Genomic DNA, 15,161 nt, shown 5'->3' with positions numbered 1-15,161 from the left:
GAAAGCGCCCAAAAGCTTGGGTCACGATAAGCAAGCCGCTACTATTTTTGAAATTTAGTCTTGTGATACGACGTATTCAGCAGATGAATTTCAGCAACTTCGACCTCAACCTGCTGCGCGTGCTCGACGCCCTGCTGCGCGAGCAGAACGTCTCGCGCGCCGCCGAACGCCTGGCGCTGAGCCAACCGGCCGTGAGCAATGCCCTGAACCGCCTGCGCGAGCTGCTCGACGACCCGCTGCTGGTGCGCGTGGGCAGGCGCATGCAACCCACGCCACGGGCACTGGCCCTGGAGGCGCCGATCCGCAGCGCCCTGCGCCAGCTGGAGCAGAGCCTGAGCGCCGGCGAGTCCTTCGTGCCCGGCGAGAGCCGCCAACGCTTTCGCATCGCCGTCACCGACTACGTCGAGCTGGTGTGCATGCCTCGCCTGCTCGACCGCCTCAGCCGTCACGCACCGGGCGTCGGCATCGACATTCGCCACCTCAGCCCGAGCCTGCCGATGGAAGCGCTGGACAAGGGCGAGCTGGACCTGGTGCTGGGACGCTTCGACGAGCTGCCCGCACGCTTCGCCCGCCGCCACTGGATGAGCGAGACGCTCAAGCTGGCGGCGCGCAACGACCATCCGCTGTTGCAGGAGGCGCCGGACCTCAGTGTGTTCCTGCGCCTGCGCCACCTCTGGGTCCACGGTGGACAGACCCGTGGCATGGTCGATCAGTGGCTCGGCGAACAGGGTCTGTCGCGGCAGATTCTCTACACCACGCCGAACTACCTGCAGGCCGCGCACATCGTCGCCGGCAGTGAGCTGACCGCCGTGCTGCCCACCGCCCTGGCCCGGCATTTCGCCAGCCTGCTGCCGCTGCGGCTGTTCGACCTGCCCTTCACCCTCGGCCCCTTCCACCTGGAGATGGTCAGCCTGGCCCAGCGCCAGCGTGACGCCGCGCTGCAATGGCTGATCGAGGAGATCATCGCGGTGGCCGGTTGATCAGCACACCGCGCTATTGCCGCTCACGCGCCTGTGCATCGGCGCGACCACCCAGGTGCCAGCCGAGCAGGCCCCACAGCGCGGCGCAGAACGCGCCGACCACGGCGATCAACCAGGTACCCTGGCCGAGCATGTCCAGGCCGGCCTTGGCCCAGCCACTGAGGGCGTCGCCGCCGCGATAGACCACCGTGTCGATGAAGTTCTTCACCTTGTACTTGCTCTCGGCATCCAGCGGCGCGAACAGCATCTCGCGCCCCGGACGCACGAAGGCGTACTCGCCGATGCGCCGCACGATCATCAGCCCCGCCAGCATGGCGAAGGTCGGCGCCAGCGCCAGGCCGATGAAACCGAGGCTGACCAGGGCTGGCACCAGCGCCAGCAACACCCGCACCCCGAGCCGCTGCGCCAGCCGCCCGGTGATGAACAGCTGCGCGCTCAGCGCACCGGCCTGCACCACAAAATCGATCACCCCGAACACCCGCACCTGCTCGGCACGGTCCGGGAACAGCGCAGCCACCAGACGTGCCTGCTCGAAGTAGAGAAAGGTGCTCACCGAGGTCAGCAGCAGAATGAAGGCGCCGATGCCCAGCAGGTAGCGCGAGCGCAGCAGGCGGGTCAGGCCACTGAACGGATTGCCCGCTACCGGCCGGCGCGGGCTTTCACTGGCCTGCGCCCCGGGCCGGCCGGCGCCCCGCCCTTCGCGCCAGCCCATCAGGTAGCGCTTGAGCGAGATGGCCACGCCCAGCAGCACGGCGGCCATCAGCATCAGGCCCGACTCACCGACGCCGCCCACCAGCAGCGTGCTCAGCAGCGGACCGCAGAGCCCACCGACACTGGCGCCGGCGGCGATGAAGGCGAACAGGCGGCGGGCCTGGGCCGCATCGAACACATCGGCCATCAGGCTCCAGGCCACCGACACGACGAACAGGTTGTAGACCGATATCCACACGTAGAACACCCGCGCCAGCCAGACGCTGTCGTGATCGAGGCGAAACAGCAGGACGAAGGCGAGCAGGTTGAGGCAGAAGAAGCCGTACACCCAGTCGATGAACTGAATGCGCGGGACCTTCGAGTTGAGCCAGGCGAACAGCGGCACGGCCAGCAACATGACGACGAAGGTGGCGCTGAACAGCCACTGCAGGTTGCTCACCCCGCCCGTGATGCCCATCGCCTCGCGGATCGGCCGCAGCATGAAATAGCCGGCGAACAGGCAGAAGAACAGGGCGAAACCGGCGAGCACCGCCGGCAGTTCCCCGCTTTCGGCATTGACTGCCCGTGCCAGGCGCCGTGTGAGCGCCTGCATCTCAGGCGAACAGCTCGACGATGCGCTGGCGCTGGGCCGCGTCGGGCAGCTTGCCCTGCCCGGCCAGCAGGTTGTCGGCCATGTAGCGCGGCGTGGAGGTGGCCGGAATGACCGCCGTCACGGCGGGCTGGGCGAGGATGAACTTGAGCATCAACTGCGCCCAGGAGGTCGCACCCAGCTCCACGGCCACCCAGTCGGGCAGGCTCCTGCCGCGCACCCGGTCGAACAGTGCGGCGCGCTGGAAGGGGCGGTTGATCAGCACCGCGATGCCCTTGTCGGCACAGAACGGCAACAGCTCGCGCTCGGCGTTGCGTTCGCCGATGGAGTAGTTGAACTGGACGAAGTCCACCGGCTCCTGGCGCAGCACCTGCAGCAGGCGCTCATGGGCGGAGTCCAGGTAATGGGTGACGCCGATGTAGCGCACCCGCCCCTGCGCCTTCAGTTCGCGCAGCAGGTCGAGCTGGGTGCGGGTGTCCTGCAGGTTGTGCACCTGCATCAGGTCGATGGTGTCAGTGCGCAACGCGGCGAAGCTGGCCTCGACCTGGCGCTCCCCGGCCGCACGCCCGGTGGACGATACCTTGCTGGCCAGGAACAGCCGCTTGCGCATGTCGTCCTCCGCCGCCAGCGCACCGCAGACCGCCTCCGCCCGCCCGTAGCTGGGCGCGGTGTCCACCAGGCTGGCACCGCCATTGGCCAGCGTGCGCAGCACCTCGCGCAACGGCTCCAGCGCTGCGTCCGTCATGGCGACATCGTGCGTGCGCGACGTGCCCAGCCCCACCACCGGCAGCAGCTCACCGGTACTGGGTATGGGCCTGCTCATCAGGCCGCTGGAGGCGAAGGCGGATGATGGCAACCAGGGCATCAGGGCGGCGAGCGCCGCCAGGCTGGCGCTACCGTGCAGGAATCGACGACGGCTGGGCATGGCGTGGAACCTCTAACGGTGACCGAAGGGTTATAGGCACAGACCACGCCCGGACCAAGGCGTTACAGCGATCGACGCATCATCAGCAAAGAGGGGCAGGATGGGCGCAGCCCAGATGAACCGGGATGCAGGCGTGAAGCGAGGGGGTTGGCGGCGCAATATCCGGTAACCAAAAACGCCGCTGCGCCAAGGCGGGATGGGGGGCGCAGCGGTCGGGAAACCTGCTCAGGCAGCGCGCGAGGCGGATTCGCTGATCAGCATGCCGTGGGAGACCAGATAACAGCGTCGTCCGTTCTGCAACGTCAAGGGTGTACGGCTGGAGATCACCCAGCCGCTGCTGAGCAGGTGCTCGATATGGGCACGCAGTGCAGGTAAATGGCGCTGTTCCTTCATGGCCGACCTCTCGTTGAATGGGTGATCTCACACCCGCTGACTCATCCGTGACGCATATCGCAAAATGGTAGTAGCCCTGTGCCAGGGCTGTCAGCGGCGCGATCGTGCATTTTTTTGTAGGACATTCGCTATACCCCCCGCGTCATCAGGGCTGTGCCAGTTCCGCCTGCCCCTCATCCTGCTCCGCCGAGAAGACCAGGTAGTCGTCCTCCAGCCTGCCGTAGCGCAGTTGCAGCAGATCCAGCAGGTAGTTCTGGTGCAACTTCCAGGGCACCCGGTCGCCCTGCGCCGGCAGCAGGTGCGCAGCGCGCTCGATGTAGCCGGACTGCAGGTCGAGAAACGGCTGTGGACGCACCTGGCCGTCGCCGTCGCGTGGCGTCACCTGGCGCATGCCGGTGGCGTCCATGTGCCGTATCAGGCGGCAGAAGTATTCGCTGGACAGGTCGGCCTTGAGCGTCCAGCTGGCGTTGGTGTAGCCCATCACCACCGCCAGATTGGGCAGATCACGCAACATGATGCCGCGATAGCCCATGCTCTTCGGCGCCTCGAACGGCGCGCCATCGACGCTCACGGCAATGCCGCCGAACAACTGCAGCTGCAGGCCGGTGGCGCTGACGACCACCTCGGCCTCGAGCTCCTCGCCATTGCTCAGGCGCACGCCGTGCGCGGTGAAACGCTCGATCTCGGCCGTCACCACCTGCGCCTTGCCCTGCCGCAGCACGCGGAACAGATCACCGTCCGGCACCGCGCACACGCGCTGGTCCCAGGGTTTGTAGCTCGGGCTGAAGTGCTGCGGATCGACCGTCCCCAACTGCCGCCGCACCAGTCCCAGCAGCACCCGGCGCACCAGCCCCGGGAACCGCTTGGCCAGCTTGTAGAAGATCAGCTGCAAGGTCACGTTGCGCCCGCGCGCCAGGCGGTAGACCCAGGTTTCCGGCAGTACCCGGCGCAGCGCGTTGGACAGCGCATCGCGTTGCGGCAGGTTGACCACGTAGCTGGGCGAGCGCTGCAGCATGGTGACCTGCGCGCCCGCCTCGGCCAGCGCCGGCACCAGCGTCACGGCAGTCGCACCGCTGCCGATCACCAGCACCCGCTTGCCGCTGCAGTCGAAGCCCTGCGGCCAGGACTGCGGATGGATGAAGGTGCCCCGGTAGGCCTCGCGCCCGGCGAACGCCGGGGTGTAGCCGGCCTCGTAGCGGTAGTAGCCGGTGCACATCATCAGGAAGCGGCAGCTCATGCGCAGCGGCTCGTCCTCGTCACCCCGCTGCACCCGCAGTTGCCAGGTGGCGCTGGCACTGCACCAGTTCGCCTCGAGCACCCGGTGCTGATAGCGGATCAGCCGATCGACACCCTGCTCACGGGCGGTGTCCTCGATGTAGCGACGAATAGACGGCCCGTCGGCGATGGCCTGCGGATCGCTCCAGGGCCTGAAGTTGTAGCCCAGCGTGTACATGTCCGAGTCGGAACGGATGCCCGGATAGCGGAACAGGTCCCAGGTCCCGCCCATGGCCTGTCGCCCCTCGAGAATGGCGAAACGCTTGTCGGCGCACAGGCGCTTGAGATGGCAGGCGGCGCCGATACCGGACAGGCCGGCACCGATGATCAGGACATCCAGGTGTTCCACGGACATGGCACTCACTCGCGAGAGAAGGACGGTCGACACAGACTCACCTTAGTTCATCGCCCTGTCATCCGACCTTCGATTGGTCCGTCACGGCGCGCGCGTGCCTCGACTGGCCGGCGAGGCCTCTGCGGCGCTAAGCTGTCGCCATGACCACGCCCTACCTGACCCCGCTTCAGACCAGCAGCAAGGATGCCGCCAACGGCCTGCGGATTGGCGGCGACTGGACGCTGGCCCACTACGCCCGGCTAGAACCCCAGGTGCTGGCTCTGCGCGAGCGCCTGCAGGGCGAGGAGCCGGTCGATCTCAGCACCTTGGCCGCACTGGATACCGCGGGGGCCGCGCTGCTGGTGGAGCTGTTCGGCAGCGCGCGCCTGCGCCAGCTCACGGAGCGGAGCGCGCTGAACAGCCAGCGCCGTGCGCTGCTGCTGGCGGTGGCCGATGCCATGGCCGACAGCCGGCAGGCGCAGACACCTGGCGAACCGTCGGTGCTGCGCGAAGTGCTCGGGCATATCGGCGAGGTCGTCGAGGGCATGTGGCACCAGGGGCGGGCGCTGCTCGGTTTCATGGGCCTGACCCTGAGCGGCATGCTCGCCATCCTGATACGCCCACGGCGCTGGCGCCTGACGTCGCTGGCCGCGCACCTGGAGCAGTGCGGGCTCAACGCCGTGCCCATCGTCGCCCTGCTGACCTTCCTGGTCGGCGCCGTGGTGGCCTTCCTCGGCGCCACCATCCTCGCGGACTTCGGCGCCAGCATCTACACGGTAAACCTGGTCGCCTTCTCCTTCCTGCGCGAGTTCGGCGTGCTGCTCACCGCCATCCTCATGGCCGGACGCACCGCCAGCGCCTTCACCGCGCAGATCGGCTCGATGAAAGCCAACGAGGAGATCGACGCCATCCGCACCCTGGGCCTGAGCCCCGTCGAGCTGCTGGTGCTGCCTCGGGTATTCGCCATGCTCATCGCCCTGCCGATCCTGACCTTCATCGCCATGCTCAGCGGCATGCTCGGCGGCGCCCTGGTCTGCGCAGTGGCGCTGGACATTCCGTCGGCGATGTACCTGTCGATCCTGCAGGACAGCGACCTGCTGCGGCATTTCCTGGTCGGCCTGCTCAAGGCGCCGATCTTCGCCTTCCTGATCGCCCTGATCGGCTGCCTGGAAGGCTTCAAGGTCAGCGGCAGCGCCCAGTCGGTGGGCGAACACACCACTTCGGCGGTGGTGCAGTCGATCTTCGTGGTCATCCTGCTCGACGCGCTGGCTGCCCTGTTCCTGATGGAGATGGGCTGGTGACGCGCGAGGCCATCATCGAGGTGCGCGACCTGAGCAACCGCTTCGGCAGCCAGGTGGTGCACGAGCACCTGGATTTCGATCTCTATCGCGGCGAGATTCTCGGCGTGGTCGGCGGCTCCGGTACCGGCAAGTCGGTGCTGTTGCGCAGCATCGTCGGCCTGCGCCGTCCCAACGCCGGCACCGTGCGGGTATTCGGCGAAGAGCTGCTGAGCCTGCCGGCCGAGAAGCGCTCGCAGCTGGAGCGCCGTTTCGGCGTGCTCTACCAGCGCGGCGCGCTGTTCTCCTCGCTGACCGTCAGCGAGAACATCGCCCTGCCGCTGATCGAGCATGCCGGTCTGTCACGCGCCGCCGCCGAGCGCCTGGCACGGGTCAAGATCGCCCTGGCCGGCCTGCCACAGGACGCCGCCGACAAATACCCCAGCTCGCTGTCCGGCGGCATGGCCAAGCGCGCCGCACTCGCCCGCGCGCTGGCGCTGGACCCGGACATCCTGTTTCTCGATGAACCCACTGCCGGCCTCGACCCAATCGGTGCGGCGGCCTTCGACCAGTTGATCCGTACCCTCAGCGACAGCCTGGGGCTGAGCGTGTTTCTGGTGACCCACGACCTCGACACGCTCTACAGCATCTGCGACCGGGTCGCGGTGCTGGCGCAGAAAAAGGTGCTGGTGGCCGACCGCCTGGAGGTGGTGGCCGCCACCGACGACAGCTGGATTCAGGCATATTTTCACGGCCCGCGTGGACGCGCAGCCGCACAGGCCGCGACCGCGGCAGGGAGTCAATGAATGGAACCCAGAGCCCATCACGTGCTGATCGGCCTGTTCACCGTGCTCACGGTGGGTGCCGCGCTGCTGTTCGGCCTGTGGCTGAACAGCAGCAGCTCCGATCGCGCCTTCACCGACTACGAGGTGATCTTCAACGAGGCGGTCACCGGGCTGTCCCAGGGCAGCGCCGTGCAGTACAGCGGCATCAAGGTCGGCGACGTGGTCAGCCTCGGCCTCGACCCGAACGATCCACGCACCGTACGGGCGCGCATCCGCATCGTCGGCAACACCCCGATCAAGCAGGACACCCGCGCCCGCCTGGCGATCACCGGCATCACCGGCCTGGCGGTGATCCAGCTGCATGGTGGCAGCCCGGAAAGCCCCGCGCTGGAAGGCGAGCACGGCCAACCGGGGATCATCATCGCCGATCGCTCGCCGCTGTCACGCCTGATGGCCAACGGCGAGGACCTGCTGGTCAACATCACCCGCCTGCTCAACCGGGCCAACCGCATGCTGTCGCGGGAGAATGCCGAACGGGTGTCGCGCACCCTGGACAACCTGGAGCGCACCACCGCCGGGCTGGCCGATCAGCGCGACGATCTCGGCGCCGCCATGCAGCAGGTCGGCGCCGCCACCCGCGAAGCCGCCGCACTGATGCGTACGGCCAACCGCCTGCTCGACGGCCAGGGCACGCAGGTGATGGAGAACGCCGAACGCCTGATGGCCTCGCTGGAACGCAGCAGCCGCAACATCGAGGAGCTGCTGGCGAACAACCGCAGCGCCCTGGACAACGGCATGCAGGGGCTCAGCGAGCTTGGCCCGGCCATCGCCGAGCTGCACGAAACCCTCAGCGCCCTGCGCGGCTTCTCCCGCCGCCTGGAGCAGGACCCCACCGGCTACCTGCTGCGCAACGACAGCATCAAGGAGTTCCAACCATGAAGCACCTGCTGCCGCTGCTGATGGCCGGCCTGCTCGGCGCCTGTTCGATCCTGCCGCAGAGCGAACCGCTGGATATCTACCTGCTGCCCGGCGGCACGCTGCCGGCGCAGCAGCAGCGCGTCGACTGGTCATTGCGGGTGAGCAGCCCGAGCAGCGGCCAGCTGCTCGATGGCACGCGCATCGTCGTGCTGCCCGAGCCCGGGCGAGTCAACACCTACCAGGGCGCGCGCTGGAGCGAACGTACGCCGCAGTTGCTGCGCGGCCGACTGCTGGACGCCTTTCACGATGACGGGCGGATACAGGCGCTGAGCAACGATGAACAGCGCCTGCAGGCCGACCTGGAACTGGTCAGCGACCTGCGCAGCTTTCACAGCCAGTATCAGGACGGTCGCCCGGTGGCGCTGATCCAGCTCGATGCGCGCCTGGTCAACCCGCGCGATCAGCGCATCCTCGCCAGCCGCCGTTTCAGCGCCAGTCAGCCGGCGACCGACACCTCGATAACGGCGGTGGTGGCCGCATTCGGCCAGGCCGGCGATCGTCTGTCTCGCGAGCTGGTGGACTGGACCCTGAGCGAAGGACAGCGCAAGCGCTGATCGACACCGGGTAGGGCACGGCCACTGTTTTATGTGGCCCAGGCGCCCTGCAGCCAGTCACGCACCTGGGCGTAGGGATAGTCCTCCAGCGCGGCGAAACCGGCCAGCTGGCGCGCCTTGAGCCTGGTGAACAGCGGCGTGCTGATGCCACAGAGGAAGCGCGTCAGGCATTCCCGACTCGGCACCTGCCCGGCGTGCTGCACGTGCTTCTCGACGAACGCCGCGCACAGCGCCTGGGCATCACGCCCCTGCAGCGACGGCAGCTCCGGCGGAGCTGGCAGGACGGCGACGCGCCCCAGGCACACCGAGCAATGCCCACAGCGCTCGGGGGCCTGCTCGTCGCCGAAATACAGCGCCAGGCGTCGGCTCAGGCACTCACGGCTCTCGAACAGTCCCAGCATGGCCTGGATACGCGTGATCTCGCTGGCTTCGTGGGCAACGAAATGCGCATGCAGCTCAGCCGTCAGCGCTTCCAGGTCGAAGGCGCCATCGAGCACCGCGTAGACCTCGGTCATCTGCTTGCTTTCCAGTTCCAGCCAGCCCTTCTCCTGGAAGTAGTCCAGCGCCTTGACCACCCGCGCGCGCTCGGCGCCGTGCTCGCGGTAGAGCAGGTCGAAGTCCAGGGTGTTCCAGGTCCGCGCGCGACGCGAGCTGGAGAGAAGCGCTTCGACGAACTGCCGCCGCTCGCCCTCGAACTGCGCCAGCAACGCCTGGTCATCTAGCAGCAACTTGAAGCGATATTCGGCGAAGTAGGCATAGCGTGGCGCGATCACGCCACGCAGTTCGAGCTGCACCAGCAGGGTCTTCAGTGGCAATGCGCGGATGTTGCTCTGGTCCGCCAGTTGCCCGAGCATCAGCTCCCACTGCCCGCCCGTGCCGACCGCACGCAGATCCTCGAGCACCGCGCGAATGCCGCCGGGCTCCGGCGTATCGCCGTAGACGAAGTTCTCCAGCACGCTCAAGCCATCGCGACTGGCCAGCACCAGGCAGTCGGAAGGCTGGCCATCGCGCCCGGCACGACCGATTTCCTGGCTGTAGTTCTCCACCGATTTGGGCAGGTCGAAGTGCACCACGTTGCGGATGTCACGCTTGTCGATGCCCATGCCGAAGGCAATGGTGGCGACGATGCACGCCAGCTCACCGGCCATGAAGCGCCGCTGGATCGCCTCACGCGCCTCATGGCCCATGCCGGCGTGGTAGGCACTGACCGCCAGCCCCTGTCCCTGCAGGTGCTCGGCGACCTGCTCGGCGGTTTTCTGCTGGGTGACGTAGACGATGCTCGCCTGCTCCCGGCGCGGCGCCAGCCATTGCTGCAGGCGTTGCAGCCTGGCGCCGCCGGGCTGTGGCTCGACCAGCAGGTTGAGGTTGGCGCGGTAGAAGCCGGTGGTGACCACATCGGCCTCGGCGATGGCGAACTTGTCGCGCATGTCGGCGATCACCCTGGGAGTGGCCGTGGCGGTCAGCAGCAGCACCTGGGCGATGCCGAACTGGCGCTGATAGTCCGGCAGCTTGAGGTAGTCCGGGCGGAAGTTGTGCCCCCATTCGGAGATGCAGTGCGCCTCGTCGACCACCAGCAGGGAAATCGGCACCTGGCCGATGAAATGGCGAAAGCGCTCGTTCTTCAGGCGCTCCACCGAGATCATCAGGATCTTCAGCTCGCCACTGCGCGCACGGTTCATCACCTGCTGGGTCTGCTCGCGGTCCTGCGCCGAGTCGATGCTGGCGGCGGCAATGCCATGGGCATGGAGGAAGGCCAGCTGATCCTGCATCAGCGCCAGCAGCGGCGAAATGACCAGGGTCAGGTGCGGCAGGTGCAGTGCCGGCAACTGATAGCACAGCGACTTGCCCGAACCGGTAGGAAAGATCGCCGCCGCCGAACGCCCCGCCAGCACGGCGCTGATCACCGCCTCCTGACCGGGGCGCAGATGATCGAAGCCGAAGACACGTTTGAGGGTGGACATGCGCGATCACTCCTTTGAAATGCTTCAGGCGGCAGGCTGAGAGTCCCGTCGGTTACGGCGGGTTGCACCTGCCCCAGGGCGAAATGGCGATACGGGTCGTGCGCCTTGCGGCTACGAACTTCGTAGGGCGGGTGAAACCCGCCACATTGGCTACAAGCCTACTGCATTGACTGCCAGCCCGCGGACAACTGCCTTTGCTCTTGCCTGCAGCCCCAAAAAAGAAACCGCCCGAAGGCGGTTTCTTTTGCTTGCACAGCGCTTACAGCTGCGGGCCGGCGCTCTTGATGGCGTCGCTGACATCGAACTTGGTGAAGTTGTCGATGAACAGCTTGGCCAGGCCCTTGGCGGCTTCGTCGTAGGCGTTCTTGTCTGCCCAGGTGTTGCGCGGGTTGAGCAGGTTGGTCTCGACGCCAGGTACCGATTTCGGCACGTCCAGGTTGATGATCGGCAGGTGCTCGGTCTCGGCACCGATCAGCGCACCGCTCTGGATCGCGGAGATCACGCCACGGGTGGTGGGGATGTTGAAACGCTTGCCGACACCATAGCCACCGCCGGTCCAGCCGGTGTTGACCAGGTAGACCTTGGAGCCGAAAGCGTTGATGCGCTTGATCAGCAGCTCGGCGTAGACGCCGGCCGGACGCGGGAAGAAGGGTGCGCCGAAGCAGGTGGAGAAGGTCGACTTGATGCCGCCGCCCGAACCCATTTCGGTGGAACCGACCAGCGCGGTGTAGCCGGACAGGAAGTGGTAGGCCGCCTGCTCGTTATTGAGGATCGACACCGGCGGCAGTACGCCGGTCAGGTCGCAGGTCAGGAAGATCACGGCATTCGGCTCGCCGCCCAGGTTCTTCTCGCTGCGCTTCTCGACGTACTCCAGCGGGTAGGCCGCACGGCTGTTCTGGGTCAGGCTGTCATCGGCGTAATCCGGCGTGCGCTGCTCGTCGAGCACGACGTTTTCCAGCACGGTGCCGAACTGGATGGCTTTCCAGATCACCGGCTCGTTCTTCTCGGACAGGTCGATGCACTTGGCGTAGCAGCCGCCTTCGACGTTGAAGACCACACCCTCGCCCCAGCCGTGCTCGTCGTCACCGATCAGGTAACGCGATTCGTCGGCGGACAGGGTGGTCTTGCCGGTGCCGGACAGACCGAAGAACAGGGTCACGTCGCCTTCTTCACCGATGTTGGCGGCGCAGTGCATCGGCAGCACGTCTTTTTCCGGCAGCAGGAAGTTCTGCACGGAGAACATGGCCTTCTTCATTTCACCGGCGTAACGCATGCCGGCGATCAGCACCTTCTTGGCGGCGAAGTTGATGATCACGCAACCGTCGGAGTTGGTGCCATCACGCTCGGGCGAGCACTCGAAGTTGGCGACGTTGAGGATCTGCCACTGCTCCCGACCGGCCGGGTTGTAGGCCTCGGGATTGATGAACAGCTGGCGGCCGAACAGGTTCTGCCAGGCAGTCGCGGTGGTCATCTTCACCGGCAGGTAGTGAGCTTCGGCAGAGCCGACGTGCACGTGGGAGACGAAATGCTCCTGTGCATTGTTGAACGCCTCGACGCGATCCCACAGGGCATCGAACTTGTCGGCCGGGAACGGACGGTTGATGTTGCCCCAGGCGATCTGCGCCTCGGTGCTCGGCTCCTGCACGATGAAACGGTCAGCCGGCGAGCGGCCGGTGCGATGGCCGGTGCGTACCACCAGGGCGCCATTGGCGGCCAGTTCCCCTTCACCACGGCGAATGGCTTCTTCGACCAGTTGCGCGGCGCTGATGTCGGTGTACACGGCGTTGTTGGCTTGCGTCATGAGGGTCCCCGTCGGCCGCTGGGCCGAGTCTTCCGAACGTTGTGTAGTCCAGGGGCAACCGGACTACACGGTAAAAAAGTCGCGGGAGTATGCCAGAAAAGCGAACTTCTTGGCATCCTCCGATCCGATAGAGAACTTCTATAAGGTGGAAAAGTTCATCAATGACGGGTCTGCGACGGCGCCTCGCTACCGGCCCCTGCGAACAGCTGGGCGATGTCCGCGGCGTCGAACAGGTAGCGCTCGTTGCAGAACTGGCAGTCGATCTCGACCTGGCCGCCCTGCTCGGCCAGCAGCAGCTCGGCATCGGCCTGGCCCAGGCTGATCAGGGCGCTGGCCGAGCGCTCACGCGAGCAGCTGCAACGGAACTGCAGCAGTTGCTCGTCGAACAGGCGCACGTTCTCTTCATGGTAGAGGCGATGCAGCAGCGTCGGGTTGTCCAGGCCCAGCAGCTCTTCGGCGGTCAGGGTATCGGCCAGGGTCAGCACATGGTTCCAGCTTTCCTCGCGCTCCTGCGGCTCGGTCTGGTGATGCACGGGCAACTGCTGCAGCAGCAGGCCACGGGCACGCTGGCCGTCGGCCTTGAGCCAGAAGCGCGTCGGCAGCTGTTCGGAGCTGGCGAAGTAGTTGCTCAGGCACTCGGCCAGGTCGACGCCGTCGAGGTCGACGATACCCTGGTAACGCTGGCCCTTGGCCGGGTCGATGGTGATCGCCAGCATGCCGTTGGGCATCAGGCTGTGCAGGTCGGCGTCCGCGCCGATCTGCTCGGCGTCGTAGCGGGCGATGCCACGCAGTTCGCGCGCGCTGGAGCACTCCACCATGAGCAGCGACAGCGGCCCTTCCGAGCGCGCCTGCAGCACCAGCAGGCCATCGAACTTGAGCGTGCCGACCAGCAGCGCGGCGGCCGCCATCATCTCGCCCAGCAGTTGCGCCACGGGCTGCGGGTAGGCGTGCTTGGCCAGCACGTGAGCGTAGCTCTCGCGCAGCGCGACCATCTCACCACGCACGTCGGTGTCGTCGAACAGGAAACGTTGGCTGAAGTCGTTCATAGCGGCGGGCTCAGGGTCTGCAAAAAAAGGCTGGCGATTTTATGCACAAATGCCCGCACAACCAAGGGCCAGGCGCCGAGCGTCACCTGCGCGGAAGCCGGGGCCTGCTCTGAACCTGACCTGAACCGAGCACGGAGTCACATTGCATCCTGGCCATAAGGGTCTACCATGCGCGCGCTCGGGTAGAGCTGTCATATTTCTGCAAAGGGACTTCTCATGTCGACCGTCTTTCTCAATACGCAGTGGCGCGTGAAGCCCCTGCTGGCCTGCCATGTCGTCAGCCTGCTGCTGCTCGCCAGCTGGTTGTGGCAGCCGACGCGCCAGCTGTGGGACGCCTTCGATCTGCAGCTGTTCCACCTGCTCAACGACCCGGTGCATGCCGCCGGCCTGTGGGCGCACATCTGGGCCATCGGCAGCATGCGCCCGGTCGACGCCGGTGTCGGCGTGGTGATGCTGGCGGTGATGCTCAAGGCCGGCCTGGTGTTCGAAGGCCCGCAGGTGCGCCGCGCGCTCTACGCCTTCCTGGCGATGTTGATCGTGATGCTGCTGGTCCGCGTGCTGTTTTCCGACCTCGTCGACTACATGGGCTGGCAACGCCAGAGCGCCTCGCTGGCCGTAGAAGGCAGTGCGCGCCTGACCGAGATGTTCCCGGCCTGGGAAGAACGCTGGGACCTGAAGGACAGCGCCAGCCGCAGCTTCCCTGGCGATCACGCCTCGGTGCTGATGATCTGGGCCTTCTTCCTCAGCTTCTTCGCCCGTGGCTGGCGCCTGGCACTGGTCTGGGCCATTGCCGTGATCGGCATGCTGCCGCGCCTGGTGGCCGGTGCACACTGGGGCTCGGATGCCTTCGTCGGCGGCGTGCTGCTGAGCCTGACCGGCCTGGCCTGGGGCTGCTTCACCCCGCTGGGCTACCGCGCCAGCGAGTGGCTGGAGAAGATCACCCTGCCGCTCACTTCGCGCCTGGCCAGGCTGCCACTGCTCGGGCGCATCAGCGTGGTCAGCGGACACTGACCGCGCCGCGCGCTATTCCTCGTCCGCCCAGGGGTGGCGCAAGCCGCCACCCTGCTGTTCGTTGAACTGCTGAATCTGCCGCCGCTGCTTCTTGCTCGGCCGGCCGTCGGTCTGCACGCCGATGGCCCCGGCCTTGCGCATCGCCGCGGCCTGCTCGCGGCGCGCGATGCTCTCGTCCGTCTCGCGATACAGCAACTGCGCCTCGGGCGCCCCCCGGCGCACCGTGGACAGCGCCAGCACCTGCACGGTGCGCTCGTCGAAGCCGGTGCGCAGCACGTACTCGTCACCGATCTTCGGCTCCTTGCCCGGCTTGCAGCGTTCCCCCCGGTGATGCACCTTGCCACCTTCTATGGCGGCCTTGGCCAGCGCCCGGGTCTTGTAGAAGCGTGCCGCCCACAGCCACTTGTCCAGGCGGACCTTGTCGTCGTCTTTCTCGCTCATCTCACTCTCTGAAGGGATTTCGCATTCGCCAAGCGCGGCAGATGCAGTTGTCACACCACACAACTAGAATGCGCGGAATCATAGGCGCTGTCGCCTCAGG

At 66.7% G+C, this 15,161-nt stretch carries 14 protein-coding genes; 6 read left to right on the top strand and 8 right to left on the bottom strand.

Annotated elements, in window-relative coordinates; translation table 11 throughout:
- Window positions 1–83 precede the first annotated feature (83 nt).
- Entirely contained in the window at window positions 84–980 is an 897-nt protein-coding gene (locus tag EPK82_RS23035; RefSeq protein WP_134678163.1) for a LysR family transcriptional regulator, read from the top strand.
- Between the two features lie 13 nt (window positions 981–993).
- Here EPK82_RS23035 and EPK82_RS23030 read toward each other — a convergent pair whose 3' ends face one another.
- The 4 genes from EPK82_RS23030 to EPK82_RS23020 form a co-directional block, all read right to left on the bottom strand.
- Entirely contained in the window at window positions 994–2,283 is a 1,290-nt protein-coding gene (locus EPK82_RS23030) for an NTP/NDP exchange transporter (RefSeq protein WP_134678162.1), read from the bottom strand.
- A 1-nt stretch (window position 2,284) separates the two neighbouring features.
- Window positions 2,285–3,205, bottom strand: a complete 921-nt coding sequence (locus tag EPK82_RS23025) for an aldo/keto reductase (protein ID WP_134678161.1) — start codon at window positions 3,203–3,205, stop codon at window positions 2,285–2,287.
- A gap of 225 nt (window positions 3,206–3,430) precedes the next feature.
- Window positions 3,431–3,598, bottom strand: a complete 168-nt coding sequence (locus tag EPK82_RS24845) for a hypothetical protein (protein ID WP_167494397.1) — start codon at window positions 3,596–3,598, stop codon at window positions 3,431–3,433.
- A gap of 145 nt (window positions 3,599–3,743) precedes the next feature.
- A complete protein-coding gene (locus tag EPK82_RS23020) occupies window positions 3,744–5,228 on the bottom strand; it encodes a flavin-containing monooxygenase (RefSeq protein WP_134678160.1) in 1,485 nt (494 codons plus the stop codon).
- 140 nt (window positions 5,229–5,368) lie between these two features.
- Here EPK82_RS23020 and EPK82_RS23015 point away from each other — a divergent pair, with 140 nt between their 5' ends.
- Genes EPK82_RS23015 through EPK82_RS23000 form a run of 4 tightly spaced genes read left to right on the top strand, consistent with a single transcriptional unit; the run spans window position 5,369 to window position 8,801 of the window.
- On the top strand, window positions 5,369–6,508 hold the full coding sequence (locus EPK82_RS23015) for an ABC transporter permease (RefSeq protein WP_134678159.1): 1,140 nt from the start codon (window positions 5,369–5,371) through the stop codon (window positions 6,506–6,508).
- Window positions 6,505–7,290 carry an ABC transporter ATP-binding protein gene (locus tag EPK82_RS23010; protein ID WP_134678158.1) on the top strand — a complete coding sequence of 262 codons (786 nt, stop codon included), beginning with the start codon at window positions 6,505–6,507 and terminating at the stop codon, window positions 7,288–7,290. The genes EPK82_RS23015 and EPK82_RS23010 overlap by 4 nt, the downstream gene beginning before the upstream one ends.
- Window positions 7,291–8,208 (top strand): MlaD family protein, encoded by a 918-nt coding sequence (locus EPK82_RS23005; protein ID WP_037050208.1) that lies wholly within the window; start codon window positions 7,291–7,293, stop codon window positions 8,206–8,208.
- The gene (locus EPK82_RS23000; RefSeq protein WP_134678157.1) at window positions 8,205–8,801 is read left to right on the top strand and encodes an ABC-type transport auxiliary lipoprotein family protein; all 597 of its coding nucleotides are present in this window, start codon (window positions 8,205–8,207) and stop codon (window positions 8,799–8,801) included. Before EPK82_RS23005 ends, EPK82_RS23000 begins: the two co-directional genes overlap by 4 nt.
- Before the next feature lie 29 nt (window positions 8,802–8,830).
- Here the strand turns inward: EPK82_RS23000 and EPK82_RS22995 are convergent, their stop codons facing one another.
- The 3 genes from EPK82_RS22995 to hslO form a co-directional block, all read right to left on the bottom strand.
- Window positions 8,831–10,762, bottom strand: a complete 1,932-nt coding sequence (locus EPK82_RS22995; protein WP_134678156.1) for a RecQ family ATP-dependent DNA helicase — start codon at window positions 10,760–10,762, stop codon at window positions 8,831–8,833.
- A 259-nt stretch (window positions 10,763–11,021) separates the two neighbouring features.
- A complete protein-coding gene (locus EPK82_RS22990; RefSeq protein WP_134678155.1) occupies window positions 11,022–12,563 on the bottom strand; it encodes a phosphoenolpyruvate carboxykinase in 1,542 nt (513 codons plus the stop codon).
- 158 nt (window positions 12,564–12,721) lie between these two features.
- Window positions 12,722–13,609: an Hsp33 family molecular chaperone HslO gene (hslO, locus tag EPK82_RS22985; RefSeq protein ID WP_134678154.1), complete on the bottom strand. Its 888-nt coding sequence runs from the start codon at window positions 13,607–13,609 to the stop codon at window positions 12,722–12,724.
- A 216-nt stretch (window positions 13,610–13,825) separates the two neighbouring features.
- Between hslO and EPK82_RS22980 the strand changes: the two genes are divergently transcribed.
- Complete coding sequence (locus EPK82_RS22980) at window positions 13,826–14,620, top strand: phosphatase PAP2 family protein (protein WP_037050220.1); 795 nt, start codon at window positions 13,826–13,828, stop codon at window positions 14,618–14,620.
- Window positions 14,621–14,632: 12 nt separating this feature from the next.
- Here EPK82_RS22980 and EPK82_RS22975 read toward each other — a convergent pair whose 3' ends face one another.
- Window positions 14,633–15,061, bottom strand: a complete 429-nt coding sequence (locus tag EPK82_RS22975) for an RNA-binding S4 domain-containing protein (RefSeq protein ID WP_037050222.1) — start codon at window positions 15,059–15,061, stop codon at window positions 14,633–14,635.
- Between the last annotated feature and the right edge of the window lie 100 nt (window positions 15,062–15,161).

Origin of the sequence: Ectopseudomonas khazarica (genome assembly GCF_004521985.1) — a bacterium.
In the GTDB taxonomy this organism is placed as follows: Bacteria; Pseudomonadota; Gammaproteobacteria; order Pseudomonadales; family Pseudomonadaceae; genus Aquipseudomonas; species Aquipseudomonas khazarica.
The sequence above is the reverse complement of the archived record's forward strand: the minus strand, read 5'-3'. Positions and strand labels throughout refer to the sequence as shown.